Here is a 26,332-nt window from a genome sequence, read left to right on the forward strand (position 1 = left end):
CGATTATATGTTTATAAAGGCGAAAATTCACCTAAACTATGAGCAATGGATTACGATAAAGAGGTGCTGCCTTGTGAATATTAAAAAAATGAGCCGTCGCTTGCTGCATTTCAGCTTTAGGGCTACGATGCTTGCCGGCATTGCCGGGTGCACTGCGCTGCTTGCCGTCTTTGGCTATACGTACATCGCTGGTCCGCCAGAAACAACTGTCCAGGAGTCACCTGTAATTTACAGTGCTGACGGCACAATCATCGGAGAAAGTGCGAGTGGCGAGCGCAGGCATTGGGTTACACGGGATGAAATTGCGCCAGAGCTTGAAGGTGCCCTGCTTGCTGTTGAGGACCGCAAATTTTTTGACCATAACGGCCTGGACTATCAACGAATCGGAGGTGCCGTTTATGCAAACCTGCAGGACGGCCGGCTGGCACAAGGCGCTAGTACCATTACCCAGCAATATGCACGCAACTTATTTTTAACCTTTGATAAAACGTGGCAGCGCAAATTTCAGGAGATGCTTTACACGCTGCGGCTCGAGTGGCATATGTCAAAAGATGAAATTTTCACCGGATATATGAACACCATTTATTTCGGCCACGGCGCTTACGGGGTTGAAGCAGCTTCCCGGCTGTATTTTAATAAGTCAGCCGCTGACCTGACGTTAGCAGAATCAGCAGTTCTCGCTGCGATTCCACGCGGGCCGACGTACTACTCACCTTTTGCCGATGAAGAACGGTCGTTAAGCCGGCAGCAGGTGGTACTTCAGGCAATGGAACAAGAAGATATGGTTACAGCTGAAGAAGCTGAACAAGCCTCAGCTGAAGTACTGAATTTCGCTTCGCTTGAAAATCAAAAGGCTGATCGCACGGCCCCGCATTTTCAAGATGAAGTTCTGCATATGCTTGAACATGAGCACGGTTTAACAAAAGAAGAAATTCAACAGCAGGGACTTGAAATTCATACGACACTTGATGCTGATAAGCAGGAAGCTGCAGAACGCTGGGTAACTGAGGAAATGCCGCATGATAGTGATCTCCAATCTGCCTTTGTAGCCATTGCGCCGGATAGCGGGGATGTAGAAGCAATGGTTGGGGCCGTTGATTATGAAGAGAGCCCGTTTAACCGGGCAGTGCGGGCTGAACGTCCTCCGGGTTCTACATTTAAGCCATTTCTTTATTACGCAGCACTTGAACAAGGATTTACCCCAGTAACGCCGTTTGTCAGCGAGCCGACAACGTTCGTATATGCAGATGGCGAAGAAGAATACGAGCCGGGAAACTTTGCTGATAATTACGCGCATGACTTTATTACTCTGGCTGAAGCTATGGCATTTTCAGACAACATTTTCGCCGTTAAAACACACATGTATCTTGGTTTTGAAGCGCTGATTGAGACGGCACGCGCTGCCGGCATCACCTCTGAGATTCCACCAAGCCCATCCCTTGCGCTTGGCACTGAAAATGTCGGCGTCACTGAGCTCACCGCCGGCTATGCACCTTTTGCAAACGGGGGGAGCCAGGTTGAGCCCCGCTTTATCGAGAAAGTCATCGACCGCGAGGGAAATGTGCTTATTGAGACTGAACCGAACACTCAAGAAACTTTAGATGAACGGTACGCGTACATGACGACAGATATGATGAGCGGTATGTTTGATTTATCACTCAACCGGCACACAAGTGTCACTGGCAGTACCATTGCCCCGTTTGTTCAACAGCCTGCGGCAGGAAAGAGTGGTTCTACGAGCGCAGACAGCTGGATGATCGGCTTCACACCGGATTTGTTAACCGGCGTCTGGGTTGGATACGATGAAGGACGCACCCTTGATCATAGCAGCGAAGGACAGATTGCTAAAAACATTTGGGCAAAATTCTTACGCGAACAACGCGAAAATACAGCTCATGCTTTTGAAAAACCAGATGACATTGTCGAAGTAGATATTCATACCGAAACCGGTCTGCTGCATGATGACGCCTGCGGCAGTGGACGCACGATGGCTTTTGTGGAAGGCACGGAGCCAGAAGCGGTCTGTACCGAGGAAATGGATATAGATCCAGAGCGCAACCGTAAAGAAGACGAGCTGCCTGAACGGAAAAACCGATTCTTCGACAGGCTGAAAAACTGGCTCGGATTATAAGCAGGCTGAAGAATCCAATCGTTACATGTAAAGGAATCTCACCATCGTTTCACGAATAGTACTCTAAGAGAGTATTATGCGAAAGCGGTGAGTGAGATGGCAGAATCTGCACAGTCAATCAACAAAAACGAGCCGCGCCCAAAAAAGCGGCGCCGGCGTACATATATTTTGATTGGTATTCTCGGCAGCGGTATTATCCTGCTTACAGCATCCATCATTTGGGGATATTTACAGATGCAGCGCCCTTTACCGAGCACCGACGGGGAGATTCCGGTACCTTATATGGAAGACGGCGCCTCAATTGTTCGCGACAGCCAAGGTGTGCCGCATATTGAAGCAGATAACACTTTTGATTTATATTTCGCCCAAGGGTTTGCCACCGCACAAGACCGATTGTTTCAAATGGATATGAGCCGCCGGCAGGCTTCAGGCACTTTAAGTGAAGTTGTTGGTGAAGACGCCCTTGAAACAGATAAATACTTTCGTACATTTGGCCTCCGCCGGGCTGCAGAAGCATCACTAGAAGAATACGACGACAATACCATTTCAGCCCTGCAGGCTTATACAGAAGGTGTGAATGCTTTTATGGAGCGGGCGGTTCGAGAACAAAAGCTCCCTGTTGAATTCCGCATCCTCGGCTTTCAACCTGATACGTGGACACCGCTTGATTCTTTGACGATCGGCAAAATGATGGCTTATGACCTCGGCGGAAAATGGGAGGGGCAGGCATTTCGACACTGGGCTGCCTCCAAATTTCCTGATGAAAAAGTAGAAGATTTAATGCCGGCTTATCCTGCAGATGGACCTAATGTGCTTGAAGCGAACCGTGAGCATAGTGTAAATGTTGCGCATCACTTTCAAGACATCGGGCCGCTCATACCACCACCCGACCACGGCAGCAACAACTGGGTGGTAAGCGGGGAACATACGAAAAGCGGCGAGCCGTTACTTGCCAACGACCCGCATTTAAGCTTAATGACACCTTCGATCTGGTATGAATCTCACTTAAGCGGACCTGATCACCAAGTTACCGGCGTTGTTTTCCCTGGAGTTCCAGGCATTGTCGTTGGTCATAATGAGCATGTAGCCTGGGGTGTAACCAATGTCAGCCCAGACGTGCAGGATGTCTTTCTTGAGCAGCGAAATGAAGATAACCCGCATGAATTCCTATATGATGGCGAGTACGAAGAAGCAACCGTGATAGAAGAAGAAATTTTTGTGGATGACCGGGATGAGCCGGTGATCCACGAAGTGGTTGAAACGCGGCGCGGACCGCTCATTTCAGAGTTCGCCTATCCGGAAGATGCCGAGGGACATCCACCGGAAACCGCGCTTTCAATGAAATGGACGGCACATGATGCCACAGCTGAGCTGGCAGCGGTGCTGGACTTTAACCGAGCAGAAAACTGGGAGGAATTTGAGGAAGCGCTCCGTTCGTTTGAAGCACCGGCACAAAACTTTGTCTTCGCTGACACTGAAGGGAACATTGCCTATCGTGCCAACGGTCGGATTCCCATACGCAGCCAAGGGGAGGGACTGCTTCCCAAACCTGGATGGGACCCGGATTACGGTTGGGATGATTACATTCCATGGGATGAACTCCCGACAATCATAAACCCTGAAAGCGGCATGATTTCGACAGCGAATAACCGGATTGACGACGATGACTATACGCATCACCTCACCCATTCGTGGGCGCAGCCGTTCCGCCACAGCCGCATTCTTGAAGTGTTAGATGACGGAGACAATTTCACACCTGAAGATATGCAGGCACTACAGATGGACACGAAAAACTTGCAGGCTGAAGAGCTGCTGCCGCTGCTTACGGAAGCTGTACAAAATGCGTCAGCAGAAAAACGCGCAGAAGATGAAGAGGCTCTTGAAGTGTTAGCATCCTGGGATTTTTATGATGACCGGGACAAAGCCGGGCCAGCGGTGTTTCATTTGTGGCGGCTTGCGTTAATAGACATATTGTTTGCTGACGAAATGAACGAAGACCTGCTTGAGCTTTTTTCCGGTAAGGAAGGGATTGTTGATAACATGATCCGAAGCGCTGCTGACGGGGAACCCGGGGCTTGGATTGCGGCTCGGGGCGGCTTGGAGGGCCTCGCACTTGAGAGTTTGCAAAAAGCTATTGACGAAGGTAGAGATGAGCTTGGTGCCTCCCCTTCCGACTGGGAATGGGGCGATTTTCACCAAGTGACTTTTGAACACCCCCTTGGCGCCGTGCCGCCGTTAAACTATTTGTTTAACCCGGGCACTCAGCCGATGGATGGCAGTCCGATTACAGTACAGGCAGCCGGCTACGACGATGAGGCTCCAGGAGAAGTCGCTACAGCTGCCGGCTGGCGCGGTGTAATGGATCTGAATGATTTAAGTGAGAGCTATCATTCTGTTGCACCCGGACAATCGGGCCACAGATTCAGCCCGTGGTATGATGATCAAATCGACGACTGGATCGAAGGAAATTATCACTCAACATCAATGGATACAAACGATGATGCCGGCGGCCGCTTGGAACTTTTCCCAATGGGTGGAGATTAGACAAATCACTTGAGCAACAAAAAGAGTGGACCTCACCTTTCGTGAGAGCCACAGCGTGTAGACAAATTTTTAAAAGGAACTATGGCTGACGTCGCTTTTCGGCGGACGCTTGCCCCAGGCACGGCCTCAACTTCCTCGGCAGAAAGTCTCTGCCTGCGGGATTTTCGGCTCGCGCTGTTCCTGGTGGCGTCGCCGCCGAGGCTCGTCAGTCTTGCATCATTTGATGGTCATAAATTGTAAAGGTCCTTTTGATCAAGCAAGTTCTACATGAATCATTTTCATCATGACGCTTCATGAACGGTCAAACGAACAACGTACATTGAAAATGGTTGATGATCCGTAAATTTAAAAGTGACCGTCTTCGTTTCGGTTACGTTCATGATTCGGTTTTTAGCCTCTTAATAAGGCAGCTTGCGAGCTTGGAGCAGTAAGCTGTGCGTGAATTTTAGATTTTATACTTTGTCAACAGTCTGAGAAGGGCCCTCACATTTCGTGAGTGCCCCTTCTTTTTTATCCGTTCATGCCTAACTTAAATTTACGTCGTCTGCTGGGAAACTTCTTCGCGAAGGTGAAACTTTTGCAGCTTACCGCTTGCGTTGCGCGGGAGTTCACTTCTGAAGATGTAGCGGCGCGGTCGTTTATAATCAGCGAGTCCGTCATTTTCCTTACAGAAATCTTCCAAATCTGCTTCCGTTACAGACGGGTCGTTCACCACCACAAAAGCAGTTACCCGCTCACCCCACGCTTCATCCGGTTCGCCAACCACAGCCGCATCAACAACTGCTGGGTGCTCAAACAATGTGTCCTCCACTTCGCGCGAGTAAATGTTTTCCCCACCACTTACGATCATATCTTTCACCCGATCGCTCACCCATAAATACCCTTCACGATCGAGCGTCCCGACGTCACCGCTGTAGTACCAACCGTCACGAAACACTTCTTCCGTTGCTTCCGGGCGGTTAAAATAACCTTCCATCATACTCGGACCCCGGACAATAATTTCACCGAGTTCTCCGGGTGCTACAGTTTCTTCCGGTGAGCCGGATCCTTCTTCAGAGGTGCGCACGATGCGAATTTCGTGATGCAATAGCGGCTTGCCGGCGGACCCTGCTTTGTCGAGTTGTTCATCTTCAAAAAGACATGTAATCGCTGGACCCATTTCTGTCATACCATACGCCTGGATTAAATCAACGTTCACTGATTCTGCAATGCTTTTCACAAGTGAAGGCGCCATTGGGGCTCCCCCGTATAATCCTTGCCGGAGCAGAGATAGGTCAAATGCGCTCAAGTCGTGCTGCAGCATTACATTCCACATCGTCGGTGCCCCGAAAAATGTTGTGACACGTTCGTCTTGCAGCGTCCGTAATGTTTCTTGTGGTTCGAAGTGATGCAAAATCACGTTAGAAGCACCCATATGCACGCGTGGGAGAAACGCACAGTGCAGTTCAGCACAATGAAACATCGGGGCAACACTTAACCCCCGGTCCTGGGGATGCAGACGTTTACTTGCCATTAACAACAAACTCTGGTCTACCACATCGCGGTGCGTATGCAGCACACCTTTTGGCTTACCGGTCGTACCACTTGTATACATGATGGCGTAATAATCATCTTCATCAATCATTACATCAGGCCGCTTTGGTTCAGCAGCATTGAGGTGATGATAAAATGATTCGGTACCTTCTGGCGGATCACCGTCGATACACCAATATTGAACCGCAGCGCGCTCCTTGATTGCAAGTGCCAGCGCTTCTTGTACCGCCTGCTCAAAAATGACAACTTTCGGGGCAGCATCGGTTATGATGAAATCAATCTCCCGGGCGGTTAAGCGAAAGTTGATCGGATTAAATATCGCACCAAGTTTAGCACACGCAAAATAAACGTGGGCAAACTCACTCGTGTTAAACAATACCGTAGAAACCCGATCACCCTTATTCACCCCAGCGCGGCGGAGGGCCTCTGCGGTCCGGTTTACTTCCGTGTCCCACTCTCGGTATGACCAGCGCGCACCCAAGAGAACGTCGTACAAGGCTTCCTTATCACTATGCCGATCGACCGACTGCTCAAAAACCTCACGCAATGTAGGCTGCATACATTTCCTCCTTTTGGATATTATCATTTATATATATAAAGTAAGCGATTTCAAAATAGAAGTCAAACCTTTCAGAAAATTTAGAGGTTAAGTGACTGCATCCATTCATGAACCTAAAGACACGACAAACGCCCAAGGCATTGCGCAGCTTGGGCGTTTGTCGTGTCTTAGCCTATATGCATGGCTGTAACAGCTAGTTTACGTTGATTTTCTTTCGTTCACAACCTATCACATCATTGTTCACAAAGAGTTCAACTTTTACGTTAATGCTTCACGAAATTCCGGGGCAGCCCGGTCCCATAATTCTTCATTAAAAGCCTTCAAATACTCACCGAGATATTTACGCGACTCGTCATCCATATGCTCAACAATGATATGCCCTTTCATCGCTTTATCCATGTTATTCACATGCTCTGGCATGCTTTTATAGCCACGGCGAATCTCCCGGTCGACCCAGACCGCACAAGCTCCAGCACCATGATAATATGGCTCGCCACCTTCGTTATGCTCTGTTGTGACCCAAACAATCCAGTAGCGTCGAGCGTTTGGTACTTCGTTAATATCTTTTAGCATCTTAATGCGCTTTTCAATCTCCGAGCGGGCATGCAGTGCTCCCATATCAATAAATACACGCTCATCCACCGGGTCAATAATCACCGGGGTCATGTTATCAAGGTTAAAGGTGCCGGCACCATAGCCGCCATGGCCATCTGTAGAGTCTCCACTTAAAATGTTAAACTGCTTGTTCGATTTTCCGCCGCCTCCGAAAATATCCATCCTAATTGCTCCCTTCATTTCAAGGTTCCCGAAAGTTTAGTTTATCACAGCTCACTGCTTAATGCAGATGTGTGAGCTCATCGATGAAAGCGTACGCTTCTTCAAAGTCTTCATCGCTGTAATTCTGCTTCTTTTTTAACGTATGCACCTTATCACGAACCTCTGCTTCCGTTAAATCATCAAAGTAAAGAATCGTCGATACCAACTCTAAAAACTTTGAAGAGTTGTCATTCAACCTGCAGAATAACGTATCATTTCCAACAATCGCACTTTGATGCTGATTAAGGAATGTTTGCCCTTCCGGCGTTAATGAATAACGGTACTGATAATACCCGGATTTCTGCTCACGTACTTCTTCAACAAACCCGAGGCTGTTCAACTCTTCCACCCGCAAGGTTAATTCTTCAGAATAAGGGCCAAACATATGAAAGTTGTACCGTTCTTGAAATGGCGCATTGAATTTTTTACTAATATATACGATTTTTTGAAGTTTTTTGCGTCCGACAACTTCCCCTGCCGCTTGAAACAGTGCCATCAACTTTGCATGTTCTTGTAACAACGCTTAAGCGCCTCCTCTATCCATCAAAATTTCCTGTATGCGCTGTTTTGTCGCATCACTGCCGGCTGCTTTAAGCAGCTCCTTCGGAAAGTAAACTTTTTGATCGGTCCGCTTTTTACCGGAAATTGCCTCAACCAGCTCTGATTCCCGCGATAGCTCGCGAAGCCGGTCATCTGAAGTTAGTAAATGAATCGGCATCCGCTCTTCTTCCTCGCCGGGTCGGTAGAAATCATACGGTAAATCAGAAGAAAAATCGATCACAAGATAATAATCCGGATCGAACCCGGCATCAATAAACAGCTGTCGCAGCTCGGACCATTGATTCATTACAAAATGCTGATCAAACTCTACATGTTCAAACAAACGCCGGTCTAAAAAGCGCCGACATAAGTCTTGTAAAATCGCATCTTCCTCTTCCTGCCACATTTGAAAATAATACATGGTCACCGATTCATCGAGCTTTATGTATTCTTCGAGCGTAATCTCATTATTGATAAAGCCAATAAAGTGACGCGGCGGGGTTTGAAATTCATAGCCTTTTTCGTACAAGTCTTTCACACGGTGCAGAAGTTTTGACAGAATGACTTCTGCACTCCGGGTTACCGGGTGGAAATACACCTGCCAATACATTTGATAACGGCTCATAATGTAGTCTTCCACCGCATGCATGCCGGTATATTTAATCACTGCCTGCTCTTCAGTCGGGCGCATGACTCTGAGAATCCGCTCCATATCAAAGTGTCCGTAACTCACCCCGGTATAAAAAGCATCTCGCTGCAGATAATCCATCCGGTCAGCATCAATCTGACTGGAGATCATACTCACCACGAGTTTATTATCATACGTCTTCTCAATGACTTCCGCCACTTTTTCCGGAAAATCATCGCCCATCCTGCGCAATACGGCGTTTACTTCCGTATCTTCTAAGATGATGCGGCGCGTCCACGCTTCATGATCAGTGTCATAAACTTTCTCAAACGAGTGAGAGAACGGCCCGTGTCCGATATCATGCAGTACAGCCGCTGCCAGACAAAGGAGGCGCTCGTTTTCGTCCCAGTTCGGACGGCCTTGAAACACATCAATAATGCGGCGCATAATTTCATACACGCCGAGCGAATGATTAAAGCGGGTATGTTCAGCACCGTGAAATGTTAAAAACGTTGTGCCAAGCTGGCGGATCCGCCGCAGCCGCTGCACTTCGCGGGTACCGATTAAATCCCAGATAAGTTCATCGCGCACGTGAATATAGCGGTGAACCGGGTCTTTAAATACTTTTTCTTCCGGTAAAATCCGATTTCCCTGCACCTTGGCGCCACCTTCCCCTTCAATCTGCTTCTATTTTTCCCTGTTTGAGCAAGACATCAAACGAATCGTTTCGATCTTTTTTTCACTTGGTTTATTATATCGAATTGAAGCGCTGCTTGAAACCTTGTCACGAAAACAAATATAAGTGAAACATCTAAGTGCATGAAAGTAAGGGTGATACGTCGACCATTACTTTTCAAGGGTTTGTGTATCACTACAAGGGGTGATTTTCTGCTATAATAAACAGCAATGAATTTTAACGAACGGGAGATTCAATTTATGAACCAATCGACAACGATGTCTTTTACCGGCGGCGCCTGGCGCTGGCTCGATCATTCCGTGGACGGGCTCGAATTTGAGCCGCTGGACTCCTTTGCGCTTGATGATACTTTATGTACAACCGTCGGCCAAGGTATTTCGCCACCGGCGGCGAGGTTGTGGGTGCATCCGCCTACAGTTGTGCTCGGCATTCAAGACAGCCGGCTGCCGGATGTTAAGGCGGGCATCGAGTTTCTGCAGGCGGCGGGGTACCATGTGATTGTACGTAATTCCGGCGGGCTTGCTGTGGTGCTTGATGAGGGTGTATTAAATATTTCCCTCATTATGCAGGAGCCAAAGCAGTTTTCAATTGATGAAGGCTATGACTTCATGTTTCATACGGTGCAGCGGTTATTTGCGGATGCGCCAGGTGCGGTCGAAGCTGGTGAAGTTGTCGGCTCGTATTGTCCAGGCGCGTATGATGTAAGCATCGGCGGGAAGAAGTTTGCCGGTTTATCGCAGCGGCGGAAAAAAGGCGGAGCTGCGGTGCAGGTGTACTTAGCGATGGACGGAAGTGGCAGCGAACGCGCGGAGTTGATCCGGCGGTTTTATGAGATCGCTGACGGCCCGGGAGCGAAGTATGACGTGCCTGTAATCGAGCCGGAGACAATGGCTTCTCTCTCAGAACTATACGGACACACGCTTGATGTTACAGACGGGATGCAGCGGCTCGAGCAGGTGATGCGTGCAGACGGCGCCGGCATGACACTTTCTGCGCTTCGTCCAGAGGAAACGGAGATGTTTCAAAAACTACGCGGGCAGATTTATAAGCGTGCGGAGAAATCATTTACGGATGCTGGTTTAACATGGGAGCCGCTCGATCAATAATGAAGAGGATGAAACTGAATCATTATACGTAACCTTTACTTCAGCCGGACGCTTTCCCAAAGGCTTGGCTTCAGCTAACTTGTTCGATTTGATTGCCAATCGAACAAGTGGATCTTCAGCCTGCGCTTGATCCTCTGGGAGTCGTCGTCTTTCGTTTCGGTCACGTTTCCATTTGTATACGGAGTCGTTTGATCACTCATGAAGCGTCATAATGGAATTGACCCATGTAAATATTGCTTGATCAAAAAGATCTCTACCATTTATGACAATCAAATGACGGAAGACTGACGAACCTCGGCCGCGACGCGACCAGGAACAGCGCCCGCCGAAAAGTGACGTCAGCCCTCGCTTTCTTAAAAGTTTGCCTACATGCTAAAGGAGCTGTCTCAAAAGGTTATAAACATCAAATTTAAGAAAAAAGCACAGGAAATATACGAGACGCCTGCGGAAAGCGCGTATATCCCCCGTACCTGTCATTTACATCATATCTTTTCGGTCAGCTCTTGTCTTATAATGCTTTCACCATACCCCCGTCTACAAGTAGTGACTGGCCGGTAATGTAAGTGTTTGCTTCGGATCCGAGATATACAATCATATTGGCAAACTCCTCCGGCTTACCGTAGCGAGCGAGCGGGATACCGGCGATCGAAGCGGCTTCCACTTCGGCCTTCGTCTGCCCGGTTTTTTCAGCCTTCGCTTCATCCAATTCTGCCAACCGGTCCGTTGCAATTCTGCCGGGCCCAACGGTATTGATCAAAATATTGTCCGGGGCCAGTTCCTGTGACAAGCTTTTAGCGAGGCCTGTGATACCGGCACGGAAAGTGTTGGATAAAATTAAGTTATCAATTGGTTGCTTAATGGAGGAGGAGGCAACATTAATAATGCGGCCGCTTTCCTGTTTACGCATATGTGGCAGCACTTCACGGATCGTCCGGGTGAAACTGAGCAGATTCAGCTCAAACGCCTTCTGCCAGTCTTCATCAGCGACATCATCAAAACCACCGGCAGGCGGTCCACCTGCGTTATTCACGAGCACATCGACCGTGCCGTTTTGCTCAACAGCTGTTTTCACAAGCTGCTGAATATCTTTTTCCTGCGTCATATCGCACACCGCATAAGTCACATCCTCATGCCCCGCAGCTGCCCGGATTTCGCCGGCGGCTTTTTCAAGATCCGCTTCATTTCGTCCGGAAATCACGACCCGCGCCCCTTCTTTAGCAAACTGCTCCGCTGTCGCTTTGCCAAGCCCCCGGCTTGAAGCCATCACTATTACTGATTTTCCCTGCAAACCTAAATCCACCGCTATCGCTCCTTTTGATATGTAGTAATATTCGCACAACAATTGCACTAAACAGATTATATCATAAGCATGCTTTCATCATGTATACATGCGGCTTTTAAGCGCATTCTAGCACCCTTCATGCGCGCCATCGCCTCTTTTATGCGCGTCTCGCCCTTTTTTATGCGCGCCATCGCCCTCTTTTATGCGCGCCTCGTCCTCTTTTATGCGCGCCTCGCCCTCCTTCATGCGCGCCTCGCCCTCTTTCATGCGCGCCTTCCCCTCTTTCATGCGCGCCTCGCCCTCCTTCATGCGCGCCTTCCCCTCTTTCATGCGCGCCTCGCCCTCTTTTATGCGCGCCTCGTCCTCTTTTATGCGCGCCTTCTCCTCTTTTATGCGCGCCTTCTCCTCTTTTATGCGCGCCTTCTCCTCTTTTATGCGCGCCTCGCCCCTTTTTTATGCGCGCCATCGCCCTCTTTTGTGCGCGCCTTCTCTTCTTTTGTGCGCGCCTCGCCCTCTTTTGTGCGCGCCTTCTCCTCTTTTATGCGCGCCTTCTCCTCTTTTATGCGCGCCTCGCCCTCTTTTATGCGCGCCGCCTAACGAAAAAACCCCCCGGCACGGCCGGAGGGTTTCAGCGTGTAGACAAACTTTCAAGAAAAGCGGAGGCTGATGTCGCTTTTCGGCGGACGCTTGCACCCGCAGGGCACAAGTGCGACATCGAATTTGTCTACGCTAAAGCTTGATCTCACCGTGTCTTCTTAGCCCCCGTCACGGCCTCAACTTCCTCGGCAGAAAGTCACTGCCTGCGGGATTTTCGGCTCGCGCTGTTTTTGGTGGCGTCGCCGCCGGCGCTCGTCAGCCTTGCGTCATTTGCTGGTCATGAATTGTAGAGAGCTTTTTGCTCAAGCTACATGAATCAATTTCATAATGACACTTCATGAGCGATCAAGCGAACCATAAACAATGGAAATCCTTCATGATCGTTAACGAATAAGTAACCAAAACAAAAGACGGCGACTCCCAGAGGATCAAGCGCAGGCTGAAGATCCACTTGTTCGATTGACAATCAAATCGAACAAGTTAGCTGAAGCCAAGCCCTCGGGAAAGCGTCCGTCTGAGGTGAAGGTTACGTTCATGATTCGGTTTTTTCTCTTAATAAGGCAGCCAGCGGCAGTTGAAGCAGTAAGTTGTGAGTTAATATTAAGTTTTGCACTCTGTCTACAGCCTGAAAACCCCCCGGCACGGCCGGAGGGTTTTTCTTTAGGCGTTAACAAGTTCTTCAGCTTTTTCGCTTACGTCAGTTTTTTTTTCCTGTACGGCCTGCATCGCTGTAATGAGCGAGAGGTTGTAAACGTCATCGACGCTGCAGCCGCGCGATAAGTCATTTACCGGCTGATTGAGCCCCTGTAGGATTGGACCAACGGCTTCATAGTTACCGAGGCGCTGGGCAATTTTATAGCCGAGGTTTCCGGACTCAAGGCTTGGGAAAATGAAGACGTTCGCTTCCCCTTGCAGCGGAGAGTCCGGCGCTTTCTTTTCTGCAACCGTTGGAACAAATGCCGCGTCAAACTGGAATTCGCCATCAATAACAAGATCCGGGCGCTGCTCTTGAGCCATGCGAGTGGCTGTGGAAACTTTCTTTGTTTCCTGCGAAGCAGCTGAGCCTTTTGTAGAAAAGCTGAGCATAGCAACCTTTGGATCAATGTTGAATGTTTTTGCTGTCTCTGCAGTTGAAATTGCAATTTCAGCCAACTCTTCATCGCTCGGCGAAATGTTGATCGCACAATCGGCAAAGACAAACTTTTTATCGCCTTTGACCATAATAAAGACACCTGAAGTTTTTGAAATGCCAGGCTTTGTTTTAATAATTTGCAGAGCCGGGCGCACCGTATCACCAGTAGAGTGGGCGGCCCCACTTACTAGACCGTCTGCTTCGCCCATGTAAACGAGCATCGTACCGAAGTAGTTCGGTTCAAGCAGTTTTTCACGAGCTGCTTCTTCAGTTTCTTTGCCTTTGCGGCGCTCAATAAATGCCTGCACCATCTCCTCGAACTTTTCATATGAAGACGGGCTCTCAATCATGCAGTCGTGCAGCGCAACACCAAGGCGGCGGGCACGCTCTTGCACATCTTCTTCTTCCCCAACAATCAGTGGGCGGACAACTTCTTCGCGGGCGAGTCTTGAAGCTGCCTGTACAATTCGGTCGTCATCGCCTTCTGGAAGGACAACAATTGGATACGCGGCCTGCACCTGCTCTTTTACTTCAGCAAAAATATCGCTCACAGGAATTCCTCCTAAAAATTTCGCTACGCTATTAGCTTTTATTTACATAATCCTGAATACGTTCCGTCTGATTTCCACACTTCTAGCATACGCCTCTTGACAAAAAAAATAAACCAATATGCATAAAATACTAAAAGTGAAAAAATTCACACGTCAATGATGGCAAGTGATTAAAGCGTTTTCACGAACGAAACGATGCATATGATGTATTTTTATACACCTACATTAAAAACAATATAAACAAGTTAAACTGCTCCGCGCTTCTCATTGATTTAAGTTACATGAACTATTGCATGCATTGAACTTCTATTTCCGAGAACGACGCGCTGTGATAGGATAAATCTACATATTCTACTGAGGAGGTGCACGATGCGTTATTTGACTGCCTTACTTACCGGTCTGCTGCTGCCGGCGGTGTATGCGCTCGTTACAATTCCACTTACGGGAAGCCTCGAATTATTTTTAGCTGTTACCATTTTTGCTTCCGTTCTCTGCTTTTTACCGATTCTTATTGTAACCTTAACGAACAGCAATATGCCTAAGCCTACTTTATTTGGTACATCTGCGCCGAAAACGACAGATCAAATTGAAAAAGCAGGTAAAGAGCTTGATGATCCTAAGGTGCAGTATGCCATTTACTTTGTTCTTGCCGGGATTCCACATTTATTCATCTTTTTTATCGCCGGTCTTATTTTCATGTAACGCTGAGGAGGATTGTGTATGAGCCCAAAGATGGGAATGGAAGAAATCCGGCGCGAGCAGTCGATCGCCGCAGCGCGCCACTGTATTTTAACGTACGGCATGCCGCATTTCTCCATTAAAGATGTCGCAGCGGCTGCCGGCGTAAGTACCGGCATTATTTATCATTATTTTGCCGGTAAAAATGACTTGATGGCGCAAGTGTTAAAGGCAAGCTTCAGCGAGACTGAGCGTGCTGTAGAAGAAGCAGTCACCGCCGCTGATACACCGGATGCTAAAGTGAAAGCTTATATTGACACGGTAGCTGCAGTTCCAAAAGAAAACCCTGATTTTTACCGGCTGTTATTGAACTTTTTAAGTGAGGCACCTTACCGAGAAGAAATTCAGTCGATTGTCGATAAGTTTTTCAGCAACTTAACCACATTTTTAACCGAACTGTTAGAGGATGCCCAGTCACCGGCCACACCGGATGAGCTGGCGCGGCTCATGATCAGCCAGGCGATGGGACTCGGGCTTTACGAAGCGGTGCTGCCGCATCACAATGTGCCTCACGATTCATTTGTTAGAATTTTTCAAACTTATATTGATTCCCGTAAGTGAAACCCGCTATAATAATAGAAAGCGTTTTTATAACGAACGTTCAATATCCTTTTGAATTCAGGAGGCGGATGTATGGGATATCAACATTTACAACAGTCGTTAAAGCTGCGGGAAACGGTACTTGAAAACCGTGTGATGATGGGTTCGATGCACGTTGGTCTAGAAGGTGAAGAAAACGGGCTTGAGAAACTGACTGCGTTTTATGCCCGGCGCGCTTCTGAAAATGTCGGACTCATCGTTACCGGCGGTGCTGCTGTAAGGCCGGAAGGAAGCGGTGGCGGCGATGACTTTATGTCCATCGCAACAGATGAAGATGCAGCGTACTGGAAACCGCTCACAAAAGGTGTACATGAAGCAGGCGGTAAAATTGCACTGCAGCTTTTTCATGCCGGGCGCTACGCGTATAAAGATATGACGGGTATCGATCCTGTAGCTCCGTCAGCACTGCAGTCCCCGATTAACCCTGATGTACCGAAGGCACTGACAGAAGATGAAATTGAAGAAACGATTGAGGCATTTGCCACCGGAGCACGCCGGGCCGTCGACGCTGGATTCGATGCGGTAGAGATTATGGGCTCAGAAGGCTATTTAATTAATCAATTCGTTTCGCCGGTAACCAATCAACGCACCGATGCGTGGGGCGGAAGCTTTGAAAACCGGCTCCGCTTTCCGATCGAGATTGCCCGCCGGGTGCGAGCGGCGGTTGGTCCGAATTTCCCGGTGTTGTTTCGTATGTCGGGCCTTGATTTAATTGAAGGGAGCACGACCGAGGAAGAAACCCTTGCTTGGGCGCAGGCGCTTGAAGCTGAAGGCATGGACCTTTTAAATATCGGTATCGGCTGGCACGAATCACAAGTGCCGACCATTTCCATGAAGGTACCGCGCAAAAAGTTTGTGGACGTAGCTGCCGGCATTAAGCAAGGCGTAAAAATCCCGGTTATTGCTTCCAACCGGATTAACGATCCACAAGATGCTGAAGATGTTCTTGCTGCTGGTAAAGCAGATATGATTTCCATGGCACGGCCGTTTCTTGCCGACCCGGAAATCATTACGAAAGGATTTGAAGGACGACGCGACGAAATTAATACATGTATCGCCTGTAACCAAGCATGTCTTGATCACGTATTTGAAGGGCGCTCGGCGACGTGTCTTGTCAACCCGGAGGCAGGCCGCGAACTCGAACTAACGCTGCCTGTTCCGGAAATGAAAAAGCATGTATTGATTGTCGGTGCCGGACCTGCAGGGCTTGAAGCAGCGCGCACTGCTGCGCTGCGCGGTCATACTGTGACAATTGCAGATGAGAAAGATGAGATCGGCGGTCAGTTAAACTACTCGAAAATTGTACCCGGCAAAGGCGAGTTTTATGAAACGATCCGCTACTTCCGCGTCCAGCTGGAGAAGCTCGGCGTAAACTTCGCCCTCGGCACACGGATCACCGACGACCACCCGCTTGTTGATGATGCAGATGAAATTGTTGTGGCAAGCGGTATTATCCCGCGCACCCCGGAGATCCCAGGGGTCGATCAGCCACATGTCATCTCCTACCGGGATGTGTTTGAAGGCCGTGCCGTGCCTGGTGAGCGCGTTGTCGTCATCGGCGGCGGCGGGGTTGCCTGCGATGTATCACTTTACATGCAGCATGACTCAAGCCGTGAGATCCGCATGCTGCAGCGAAGCCGACGTTTTGCCCGCGGTATCGGGAAAACGACACGCTGGGCAACGATCATTGAGCTGAAAAAGCGCGGCGTTGAGATGACCGGTGAAGTAATGTACCAAGAAATTACCCCGGATGGCATTACGTTCAGCCACAACGGTGAAACCGTACACCACCCGTGCGATACCATCGTCATTGCTAGCGGTCAGCTTGCGAACCCGGTGCTTTTTGAGGCATTAAAAGCAAAAGGAAAACAAACACATTTAATCGGCGGCGCAGAAGAAGCGCTTGGACTGGATGCGAAAAAAGCGATCTATGACGGAACAGTCATCGGCCGTGCGATTTAACTTATGAAGGGGGCACCTCGATTGGAATTGGAGCAGAACACCGTAAAATACGAAGTGAGTGAAGGAACGGCGCGAATTGTGATGAACCGGCCGGAAGTCAAGAATGCCTTGAACCTGGAGATGCACGAAGAACTGCGCGCCGCCTTTACTGAAGCAAGCAGCGATGAAGACGTGCGGGTCATTGTGCTTGAAGGTGCCGGCGATGCGTTTTCTGCCGGTGCGGATTTAAAAAGTGTCGCGCATGAAGATACAGAAAGTATTGATTACGGTCATTATTTACGCGAAACGTATAACCGGCTCATTTTGCTAATCACTGAGATACAAAAACCGATTGTGGCCCACTTAAACGGCACAGCCGTCGGTGCCGGATTAAGCATCGCCTTGGCGTGTGATTTCCGGGTCGCCTCTTATGATGCAAAACTGGCACTCAGCTTTATGAAAATCGGGCTTGTTCCGGATGCAGGTGCTTCTTACTTCCTGCCACGCCTTGTCGGTTTAGGAAAGGCGATGGAACTTGCCCTCGGCGGAACGATTTCTGCAGAAGAAGCGTACCGGATCAACTTAATTACCAAGATCGGCGCACCTGATGAACTGATTGAAACACTGCATGCCATGCCGGGGCAGGCGTACGGGATGATGAAGCAGAATATGAAAGAGGGCTTTGAGAAAAACTTAGCAGAAGTCCTTGAGATGGAGGTTTCCGCGCAAAGCCAGGCCGGCGCATCTGTTGAACACCAACAGGCGCTGAACCATTTCCTCGGACGAACTTAAAGTTGTGGAGCCACTCTAAAACCGTTCCCGCATGTCTTATGATTCGTTTTTTAAGGCCGCGTTGTTTTCAGCGCGGCCTTTCGTTATGGTATAGTGAAAGCGATATGTTTACAGACTTTGCAAGGAGTGATTGAAATGGCTGAAGCTTCACAAACACTTGATGGTTGGTATGCGCTGCACGACTTTCGCGCCATGGACTGGGCCGCTTGGAAGCGCGTTCCAAGCGAAGAGCGCCAGAGCATTTTAAATGAATTTAAACAACTCGTTTCCGGCTGGGAAGAAAATGAAGAAGCCGAAAAAGGCAGCTACGCGCTTTACTCAATTATCGGTCAAAAAGCAGATATCATGGTCATGCTTTTACGTCCGACAATGCAGGAAATTGAGCAGCTTGAGCTTGCTTTAAACAAATCCCGCCTCGCTGAATTTATGGCCCCGACGTACTCTTACGTTTCCGTGGTCGAGCTTGGCAACTACATGCCGCCAAAAGACGGCAGCGATCCGACGGAGAACCCGGAGATCCGCAACCGGATTTATCCAATTTTACCGAAGTGGAACCACGTCTGCTTCTATCCAATGGATAAAAAGCGGGAAGGTGAGGACAACTGGTACTCCCTTCCAATGAGTGACCGCAAAGAACTCATGAAAGCACACGGCATGACCGGCCGTAAATATGCCGGCTACGTGAAGCAGATTATTACAGGCTCTACCGGCTTAGATGACTGGGAGTGGGGCGTGACGTTGTTTGCCCACGATATCCTCCAATTTAAAAAACTTGTTTATGAGATGCGCTTTGATGAAGTCTCCGCCCGCTACGGAGATTTCGGCGACTTTTATGTCGGTAACATCCTGCCGAAAGAGCAGATCGAGAGCTACTTTCACGTATAATACAAGCAATTGACGCGGTGATTCATACGGATCGCCGCGTTTTTTTGTGTACGAAAACTTTTTGTCCCATTTTTTCATATCACTTCAGCTTCGTACATAACTTGAATTAGCGCTGAAAAATGAGGTGATGGAATGGCGGTCATTAAAGCGAACAATAACGATTTAAGGTTGATTGCACGCTTAATCCGGGCTGAAGCTGAAGAAGATGGGAACCAAGGAATGCTTGCAGCCGGAACAGTAATGGTCAACCGGGTGCGGTTTCCGTGCTCGGACTTTGAAGACATTCGGACTGTGGAACAAATGGTCTTTCAAACGCCAGCTGGATTTGAAGCAACTGAAAAGGGATACTTTTATCAGCGTGCTCGCGACCGCGAAATTAACCTTGCCCGAAGGCTCGTCCGCGGTGAGCGACAAAGTCCGGCCACCCGCTCTTTATGGTTCTTCCGACCGAATGGTGAATGTCCGCCGGATTGGTTCGGTCAACCGTTTGCCGGTCAGTTCAAATCGCACTGCTTTTACGACCCGCTTTATGATGAATGTCCGGAAATGTACTAAGCCTCTAACATTCAACACCTCATTAATTTATAAGGAGTGATTAAACAGATGAATGGGTACCAAATGCCAAACAACGGGTGGAACCAGCAAATGATGCCAAGTAACGGATGGTGGGACAATAACAATAACGGTCAATGGTGGATGAATGGTCAAATACCGATGAACAATAATAACAACAATGGACCGCAGCCTTTCCCTGATTTTGAAGGCATGCTTCCGATTGAGCAGTCGTATATTGAAAACATTTTACGTTTAAACAGCGGCAAACGTGCAAGAGTTTACATGACCTTTGAGAACAATCCGGAGTGGACAGCACAGGTGTTTGAAGGCATCGTGGAAGAAGCCGGCCGGGACCATATCGTTTTAAGCGACCCAGATAATGATACGTGGTATTTATTACTCATGGTTTATCTAGACTACGTCACCTTTGATGAAGAAATCGAATATGACTATCCATTTAATGATATTGACCCGGCAGAAGCTTTAGCACAGCAGGGTGGGCCGACAGGTTAAGATGATCATATGCATCGAGCAGGTTGGAAAATTAGCGCCGCCTGCTCGATTTTTACGTCTTATATCTACTTCCTTTAAAGATCTTTGAGCATATACTTAAAACCCCTGCTTATATACGTTAAAGCCGGTCTATGCTAAAGTAAAAGCATCAGAATATTTTCCTAGAGGAGTTGCATCATGGACGATCCGATCATTACCCCGTTAGGAGACCGGGCGCTGCGCGTCAACTTTGGCAGCGTTATCTCTGAACATATTCATAAAAACGTGCGCAGCTTATGTGTACTACTAGAAAAATATCCGCGCTGGGGCGTGATTGAATGGATTCCGAGCTACACTTCCGTTACAATCATGTACGACCCGCTCGAACTTCCCTTTGAACACGGCTACAGGTACGTCGAAGAGCTGATGCAGCTTGCTCTAAGCGAGCCCCTGCCGCCAGCACGTACTGTCGAAATTCCAGTCGTTTATGGCGGGACGTACGGTCCGGATTTAGATAATGTCGCCGCGCACAACCAGATTAGTGCCGAAGACGTCATCCATAAACATAGCACACCTACGTATATGATTTATATGCTGGGCTTTGCGCCAGGCTTTCCGTATTTAGGCGGCCTGCCTGAAGAGCTTGCCACGCCTCGCCTCGCTGAACCCCGCACTGTCGTTCCTGCAGGTGCTGTTGGCATTGCCGGACCGCAGACCGGGATTTACCCACTTGAAAGCCCAGGCGGCTGGCAGATTATCGGACAGACACCGCTCACGCTATATCGTCCTGATGCCGAGCCGCCGGTTTTACTTCAAGCTGGTGATCGTCTCCAGTTTTCCGCAGTGTCTGAGGATGAGTTTGTAGAAATTAGTGAATCTGTTCGGGCTGAAACGTACGAACCTGTGATTCGCTGGGAGTGTGAAGCTGATGACTAAGCGCATTGATTTGAATAGTGATTTAGGTGAAAGTTTTGGGGCTTATACAATCGGACGTGATGCTGAAGTACTTGAGCTGATCACATCGTGCAATGTGGCTTGTGGCTATCATGCCGGCGACCATAATGTGATGGCAGCTACAGTAGAAGCAGCGCTCGCTACAAATACGGCGATCGGTGCGCACCCTGGTCTTCCGGACTTAATCGGATTCGGCCGGCGGGTCATGCAGACGACGCCGGAAGATGTTTACAACTTCATGGTTTATCAAATCGGGGCGCTGCAGGCGTTTTTAAATGTGCAAGGTGCGACGCTGCACCACGTGAAGCCACACGGCGCGCTTTATAATATGGCGGCAAAGGATGCCGAGCTCGCAGCATCGATCGCTGCTGCTGTTAAAGCGGCCGCACCGGGGGCTGTGCTGTACGGACTGGCTGGAAGCGAACTCGTCGCCGCCGGCCGCGCACACGGCGTTTCTACGGCGACAGAAATGTTTGCTGACCGTCGTTACACAGCAGAAGGCATCCTCGTTCCACGGACGGAAGCAAATGCAGTCATTCATGACACGAGCGAAGCTGTGCAGCAGGTGATGCAGGTGGTTAAACACGGCACGCTCACCGCTGTCGATGGCAGTCAAATTGCGCTTCATGCAGATACGATCTGTGTGCACGGTGATTCAGAAGAAGCTGTCGCCTTCGCCGCAAACCTGCGCCGCGAGCTTGAAGCACAAGGGATTACTCTGCTTGCACCGGGAAAGGAGTTAAACGCATGACGACACCCGTGTTTTACGTACATAAAAGCGGCTTAGAAACAACGCTGCAGGATCAAGGACGGCCTGGTTTTCAGCAGTACGGTATTACCGAAAGCGGTGCGATGGATGGGTTTGCGCTTGCAATGGGCAATTTCCTTGCCGGGAATCATCCGGATGCTCCTGCGCTTGAGATTACGATGGCCGGGCCGGAGTTAGAGATGATTTCTGCGTGCACACTTGCCCTTGCGGGAGGTGATCTAGGCGCCCGGTTAAACGGAGAACGCCTCGCTTCATTTACATCATTTTATGTACAACCTGGTGACCGGCTTACGTTTGACGGTCCTGTCTTTGGCGTCCGCACGTATTTAACAGTGGCAGGCGGCTTAATTGGAACGAAAACGCTTGGAAGTACGGCTACGTTTGAAAAAGCTGCGATGGGCGGTATCGACGGGCGTAAAGTGCGGAAGGGAGATACGCTCACGCGCGGCTCATTTCATAAAGATTTTAAAACCCAAGCTGGTAAGCGGGTACATGCAGACTTAGCTGATCACCCTTATGAGAAGCGCCCGCTCCGCGTCCTTACCGGCCCGGAGTGGGAAGCCTTTACTGAAGACGGCCGGCGCATGTTTTTATCGAATGGTTATCAAGTGACCGGACAATCCAACCGGATGGGCTACCGACTGCACGGGCCAGACATCACCCATGAGGACCGGGCTGATATTTTATCCGATGCCGTTCCGTTTGGCACCATTCAAGTAGCAGCAGACGGCCAGCCGATGATCATGATGGCTGACCGGCAGACGACCGGCGGCTACACACGGATTGGCCACGTCATCACAGCGGATCACCCGTATCTCGCGCAGTTGAAACCTGGTGATGAAGTAACATTTCAGCTTGTATCCATGAAAAAAGCCCACGAAGCACTTTCACGCCAGCAGATGGCGTGTAAAAAGTTTGCCTTCGCCCGCGGCTTAACGTAAAAAAAGGCTGTGATGCATAAGCAAATCTAAAATTCACGCACAGCTTACTACTCCGAGCTTGCAAGCTGTTTTATCAAGAGGGAAAAAATCGAATCATGAACGTGATCAACACTACCGACGGACGCTTTCCCGAGGGCTTGGCTTCAGTTAACTTGTTCGAATCCAAACCATTCGAACAAGTAGATCTTCAGCCTGCGCTTGATCCTCTGGGGGGGCCGTCTTTCGTTTCGGTCACTTGTAAATTTAAAGATCACCAAGGATTTCCCTGGAAATAAATTCATCATCTAAAGAAGCTCCTGCACACGCTGTTTACTCGTTTCTGCAAGCATCATGACGGTCATATCGTCCATTGGCGGATTGTGCAGGCCAGCTCGCACGTCGCGGTGGTAGCGTTGCAGCGGTTTTCCGCCGGCTAAGCTGTGCGCCCCGCATATGCGCATCGCTGTATCGACCACCTCGACAGCTGCATTTACAACATGCATTTTCGCCGTGCCTAATTCCGGCTTCATCCTGCTTCGCACCTCTTGATCTCCATCATCCCACTTCCGTGCCACACTGTACAAAAAGTGCGTTGCCGCCATCAACTGCGCCTCGAGCTCTCCGAGTTTCTGTTTTACATTCGGCAGTTCACTAATGGTACCTTCTATGCTATTTGGTGAATAATTGAGCGCAAACGTCAGCGCTTCATGCTGCGCCGCCCGCGCAATACCGAGGTAACACGCCGGAATGTGCAGGAGCCATCCTTGCGCCCCTTTTTCTCCTGGTGTCATATACTGCAGCAAATCCTCTGCACCAACGTGAACACCGTTAAGTACTAGATCATGACTTCCAGTTCCACGCATCGCAACAGCATTCCATGTTTCTTCAATGTAAACACCGGTAAGTTCCCTTCGTATGAGAAAACTTGCCACGTCTTCGCTCCCTTTAATTCCTGCGGTAACGACGATATAATCAAGTGCTGGTGCGAGCGTGGTGAACGTTTTCCGCCCGTGAATCTCCCACCCTTCTTCGGTGCGCTCTGCCGTCGTTTCAGGACGTCCTCCGCGGGTCGGACTGCCCGTTGCCGGCTCGGAGGATGCATTGTTTAACAGCGCACCTCGCTGCTTTACGTCCTCAGCAAAAGCTTGATATTTCGCTTGCGGCCACGTTTCATTTTCACCAATATGCTTTGTAATCCCTAAGTGCCAGCCGATTGCAAGTGCTGTTGATCCGTCAAAGCGCGCTAGGGTCTCCTGCAGCTCAAGCATATGCGTTAAACTGATACCTAATCCGCCGTTTTTTTCTGGAATTGTTAAAGCAGGGTACCCGGCTGCTTGTAAAGCTTCTATATTCTCCTGCACGAACAACCCCTGTTGGTCGTAGCCGTCAGCTCGTTCGTAAAAAGGAGCTGCGAGTTTATGCAGCGCATTTATGCGATCCTGCTGCGTTGGTTGTTGATCAATACGCATGGTTTAAACTCCTTTCGATACCAATCATCTTCTCCTTTAACATAACACAAGTCGCTCCTTCACTACTTGCATGAAACGAATGACAGCTCTCTTATGATTGAAGAAAATTATCTCATAAGACTCCATTGGTAACAAAAAAGCTGAGACCCGGACATTGCCCGGACCTCAGCATACTTCTTATTTAGTTTGTCACCGGCTCTTCTTCAGTTACACCGATTTCGTAGCGGTATACCCCTGTACCGTCACCAATAGCCGTGTTAACCACGCGCTCGTTCATTGCATCAATATCGGCACGGTAAACGGTTGGATAGACCGGCGTCTGCTCAACCATGTACTCCTGCCATTCATTGTAAACTTCCTCGCGATACTCAACATCGAAAGCTTCATCCGACAAGCCGCGCTCAATCAACTCGTCGTTTTCTTCACTTACGTAACGAGAGTAGTTTGCCGGCGATGTCCGGCCATACAAGGAGTCCGGATCCACATCAATTCCGACGGTCCAGGCACCTTGATAAATGTCGATGTCTTCATCGTCTTCTTCAACCATATCATAGAAAGCGTTAAATTCGTGCAAGCGACCATCGAGGAGCTCAACGTTTAAGCCAACTTCTTCCCATGCCTGCATATAGTACTGGGCAATCGGCTCTGCTGTGTCTCCACCTTCCATAGAAGCAAAGGTGATTACAAGCTCATCACCATCTGGGTCTTCACGGAATCCGTCACCGGTTACGTCTTCATAGCCGGCTTCATCAAGGAGAGCATTCGCTTCTTCTGGATCATAGCCATGGCCTTCGATTTCATCGTTGTGGAACTCTGGATGGGAAGGTGGAATTAACGTTGTACCATCCCAGCGGAGACCATCATAGAAGTTCTCCCCAACGGCTTCGTCATCAAGTGCTTTACCCATGGCCTGTCGCAGCGCAGGGTCGGCCATTTTCGCATCTTCATTCATTACGTTTTCGCCTGCTTCTGCATCCCATTCACCGAGCTTAAAGCCAATGTAAGTGTAAGCGCGGTCTGTGACCCCGAGAAATTCAAGGTTTTCTGCATCCATTGTGTCAACAACTTGATCAGCCGGGAAGCTTTCAACGTAATCTACATCCCCGCTTTCAAGGGAGTTGGCTACAACATTTGGTCCTACAACTTGGAGGGTGGCTTCTTCAAGTGCAGGCGTACCGCGCCAGTAATCTTCGTTGCGGGACATTTGTATAGACTCTCCTGGTACGATGTCCTCAACAACGTAAGGGCCAAAACCGATCGGCTCTTCACGTACTTCAGACGAGGATTCAATTTCATCCACCGGCATATCTTCAAAGATGTGCTTTGCCAGCGGATAGCTCCAGATGCCACCAGTCACGATGGATGGGTTGGCTTCAATGAATGTAATTTCAAGTGTTTTGTCATCAATTACTTCAATACCGGAGATCTCATCTGCTTCACCTTCGTGATACTCCATAACACCTTCGACATTCATGATGTCTTCACCGAAACGCACTCCTGTATATTCTGGATCAGCAATAACTTCATAAGCGAACTCCCAGTCTTCAGCTGTCACCGGCTCGCCGTCGTGCCAATTCACATCTTCGTGAATTTCAAACGTGTATGTCAAGTTATCATCGGAAACTTCATATGTTGCTGCGCCTTCCTGATTGTAAACGAAGTCATCTCCCCAAGATAAGAGAGCTTCATCAAACCAGCTTAAAATTTGAGCATCATGCGTACCGTGGTAAAAGTTCCAGTTTAATGTCCCTTCAAACGGAGAGTCGCTCACAATAGCTGCAGTTAATGACCCATCTTCTAGCACTTCACTCTCGTCAGCTTCACGGACTTGATCAAAATCATCAAGACTTACAACCTCATCTTCGTCTACATCATCAACGTCGACTTCTTCATCTTCGTCAACTTCTGTACCTTCTTCGTCGTCATCATCACCATCATCTTCTTCGTCATCGTCGTCTTCTGTCTCTTCTGCAGTATCTTCACCACTGTCGTCGCTTTCTTCTGTCTCTGTGGCTTCATCCCCGCAGGCAGCCAGCGTCAACATCGAGACAACACCCGCCGTAACGGCGGTCTGCCGCACGAATTTCTTCATAAAATAACC

At 49.1% G+C, this 26,332-nt stretch carries 22 protein-coding genes; 14 read left to right on the forward strand and 8 right to left on the reverse strand.

The window, feature by feature from the left end:
* Positions 1-73: 73 nt before the first annotated feature.
* Both B0H94_RS06920 and B0H94_RS06925 read left to right on the forward strand, forming a co-directional pair.
* Positions 74-2,131: a transglycosylase domain-containing protein gene (locus B0H94_RS06920; RefSeq protein WP_181315304.1), complete on the forward strand. Its 2,058-nt coding sequence runs from the start codon at positions 74-76 to the stop codon at positions 2,129-2,131.
* A 96-nt stretch (positions 2,132-2,227) separates the two neighbouring features.
* Complete coding sequence (locus B0H94_RS06925; RefSeq protein ID WP_106588534.1) at positions 2,228-4,675, forward strand: penicillin acylase family protein; 2,448 nt, start codon at positions 2,228-2,230, stop codon at positions 4,673-4,675.
* 535 nt (positions 4,676-5,210) lie between these two features.
* Here B0H94_RS06925 and B0H94_RS06930 read toward each other — a convergent pair.
* The 4 genes from B0H94_RS06930 to B0H94_RS06945 all read right to left on the reverse strand — a co-directional run bounded on the left by B0H94_RS06930 (position 5,211) and on the right by B0H94_RS06945 (position 9,408).
* Positions 5,211-6,767 carry a fatty acid--CoA ligase gene (locus tag B0H94_RS06930; RefSeq protein WP_106588535.1) on the reverse strand — a complete coding sequence of 519 codons (1,557 nt, stop codon included), beginning with the start codon at positions 6,765-6,767 and terminating at the stop codon, positions 5,211-5,213.
* A 258-nt stretch (positions 6,768-7,025) separates the two neighbouring features.
* Positions 7,026-7,544, reverse strand: coding sequence for a YwhD family protein (locus B0H94_RS06935; protein WP_106588536.1), 519 nt, complete (start codon positions 7,542-7,544; stop codon positions 7,026-7,028).
* A 58-nt stretch (positions 7,545-7,602) separates the two neighbouring features.
* Positions 7,603-8,103 (reverse strand): YwgA family protein, encoded by a 501-nt coding sequence (locus B0H94_RS06940; protein WP_106588537.1) that lies wholly within the window; start codon positions 8,101-8,103, stop codon positions 7,603-7,605.
* Positions 8,104-8,106: 3 nt separating this feature from the next.
* Positions 8,107-9,408, reverse strand: coding sequence for an HD domain-containing protein (locus B0H94_RS06945; RefSeq protein ID WP_106588538.1), 1,302 nt, complete (start codon positions 9,406-9,408; stop codon positions 8,107-8,109).
* Between the two features lie 279 nt (positions 9,409-9,687).
* Here B0H94_RS06945 and B0H94_RS06950 point away from each other — a divergent pair, with 279 nt between their 5' ends.
* Positions 9,688-10,554: a lipoate--protein ligase family protein gene (locus tag B0H94_RS06950; protein WP_106588539.1), complete on the forward strand. Its 867-nt coding sequence runs from the start codon at positions 9,688-9,690 to the stop codon at positions 10,552-10,554.
* Between the two features lie 508 nt (positions 10,555-11,062).
* Here B0H94_RS06950 and B0H94_RS06955 read toward each other — a convergent pair.
* Positions 11,063-11,854, reverse strand: a complete 792-nt coding sequence (locus B0H94_RS06955; RefSeq protein WP_106588540.1) for an SDR family oxidoreductase — start codon at positions 11,852-11,854, stop codon at positions 11,063-11,065.
* A 120-nt stretch (positions 11,855-11,974) separates the two neighbouring features.
* On the opposite strand from B0H94_RS06955, the gene B0H94_RS15010 reads away from it, so the two are divergent.
* Positions 11,975-12,433 carry a hypothetical protein gene (locus B0H94_RS15010; protein WP_146139935.1) on the forward strand — a complete coding sequence of 153 codons (459 nt, stop codon included), beginning with the start codon at positions 11,975-11,977 and terminating at the stop codon, positions 12,431-12,433.
* A gap of 660 nt (positions 12,434-13,093) precedes the next feature.
* On the opposite strand, the gene pta is transcribed toward B0H94_RS15010, so the two are convergent.
* On the reverse strand, positions 13,094-14,116 hold the full coding sequence (gene pta, locus B0H94_RS06965; RefSeq protein ID WP_106588542.1) for a phosphate acetyltransferase: 1,023 nt from the start codon (positions 14,114-14,116) through the stop codon (positions 13,094-13,096).
* Positions 14,117-14,485: 369 nt separating this feature from the next.
* Between pta and B0H94_RS06970 the strand changes: the two genes are divergently transcribed.
* The 10 genes from B0H94_RS06970 (at position 14,486) to B0H94_RS07015 (ending at position 22,783) form a co-directional block, all read left to right on the forward strand.
* Positions 14,486-14,818, forward strand: coding sequence for a hypothetical protein (locus tag B0H94_RS06970; RefSeq protein ID WP_106588543.1), 333 nt, complete (start codon positions 14,486-14,488; stop codon positions 14,816-14,818).
* Positions 14,819-14,836: 18 nt separating this feature from the next.
* Positions 14,837-15,415, forward strand: a complete 579-nt coding sequence (locus B0H94_RS06975) for a TetR/AcrR family transcriptional regulator (protein WP_106588544.1) — start codon at positions 14,837-14,839, stop codon at positions 15,413-15,415.
* Between the two features lie 72 nt (positions 15,416-15,487).
* The gene (locus B0H94_RS06980; RefSeq protein WP_106588545.1) at positions 15,488-17,416 is read left to right on the forward strand and encodes an oxidoreductase; all 1,929 of its coding nucleotides are present in this window, start codon (positions 15,488-15,490) and stop codon (positions 17,414-17,416) included.
* A gap of 21 nt (positions 17,417-17,437) precedes the next feature.
* Positions 17,438-18,187, forward strand: a complete 750-nt coding sequence (locus B0H94_RS06985; protein WP_345789034.1) for an enoyl-CoA hydratase/isomerase family protein — start codon at positions 17,438-17,440, stop codon at positions 18,185-18,187.
* A gap of 135 nt (positions 18,188-18,322) precedes the next feature.
* Positions 18,323-19,072 carry a hydrogen peroxide-dependent heme synthase gene (gene hemQ, locus B0H94_RS06990; RefSeq protein WP_106588547.1) on the forward strand — a complete coding sequence of 250 codons (750 nt, stop codon included), beginning with the start codon at positions 18,323-18,325 and terminating at the stop codon, positions 19,070-19,072.
* Positions 19,073-19,204: 132 nt separating this feature from the next.
* Positions 19,205-19,627: a cell wall hydrolase gene (locus B0H94_RS06995; RefSeq protein WP_106588548.1), complete on the forward strand. Its 423-nt coding sequence runs from the start codon at positions 19,205-19,207 to the stop codon at positions 19,625-19,627.
* Between the two features lie 48 nt (positions 19,628-19,675).
* Positions 19,676-20,140 (forward strand): spore coat protein GerQ, encoded by a 465-nt coding sequence (gerQ, locus tag B0H94_RS07000; protein WP_106588549.1) that lies wholly within the window; start codon positions 19,676-19,678, stop codon positions 20,138-20,140.
* A gap of 177 nt (positions 20,141-20,317) precedes the next feature.
* Positions 20,318-21,055, forward strand: a complete 738-nt coding sequence (gene pxpB, locus B0H94_RS07005; RefSeq protein WP_106588550.1) for a 5-oxoprolinase subunit PxpB — start codon at positions 20,318-20,320, stop codon at positions 21,053-21,055.
* A complete protein-coding gene (locus B0H94_RS07010) occupies positions 21,048-21,824 on the forward strand; it encodes a LamB/YcsF family protein (RefSeq protein ID WP_106588551.1) in 777 nt (258 codons plus the stop codon). Before pxpB ends, B0H94_RS07010 begins: the two co-directional genes overlap by 8 nt.
* Positions 21,821-22,783, forward strand: coding sequence for a 5-oxoprolinase subunit C family protein (locus B0H94_RS07015; RefSeq protein ID WP_106588552.1), 963 nt, complete (start codon positions 21,821-21,823; stop codon positions 22,781-22,783). The genes B0H94_RS07010 and B0H94_RS07015 overlap by 4 nt, the downstream gene beginning before the upstream one ends.
* A gap of 284 nt (positions 22,784-23,067) precedes the next feature.
* Here B0H94_RS07015 and B0H94_RS07020 read toward each other — a convergent pair whose 3' ends face one another.
* Positions 23,068-24,231 (reverse strand): acyl-CoA dehydrogenase family protein, encoded by a 1,164-nt coding sequence (locus B0H94_RS07020; RefSeq protein ID WP_106588553.1) that lies wholly within the window; start codon positions 24,229-24,231, stop codon positions 23,068-23,070.
* Positions 24,232-24,412: 181 nt separating this feature from the next.
* The gene (locus B0H94_RS07025; RefSeq protein ID WP_106588554.1) at positions 24,413-26,323 is read right to left on the reverse strand and encodes an oligopeptide ABC transporter substrate-binding protein; all 1,911 of its coding nucleotides are present in this window, start codon (positions 26,321-26,323) and stop codon (positions 24,413-24,415) included.
* Between the last annotated feature and the right edge of the window lie 9 nt (positions 26,324-26,332).

Origin of the sequence: Salsuginibacillus halophilus (genome assembly GCF_003014715.1) — a bacterium.
GTDB classification, from domain to species: Bacteria; Bacillota; Bacilli; order Bacillales; family Marinococcaceae; genus Salsuginibacillus; species Salsuginibacillus halophilus.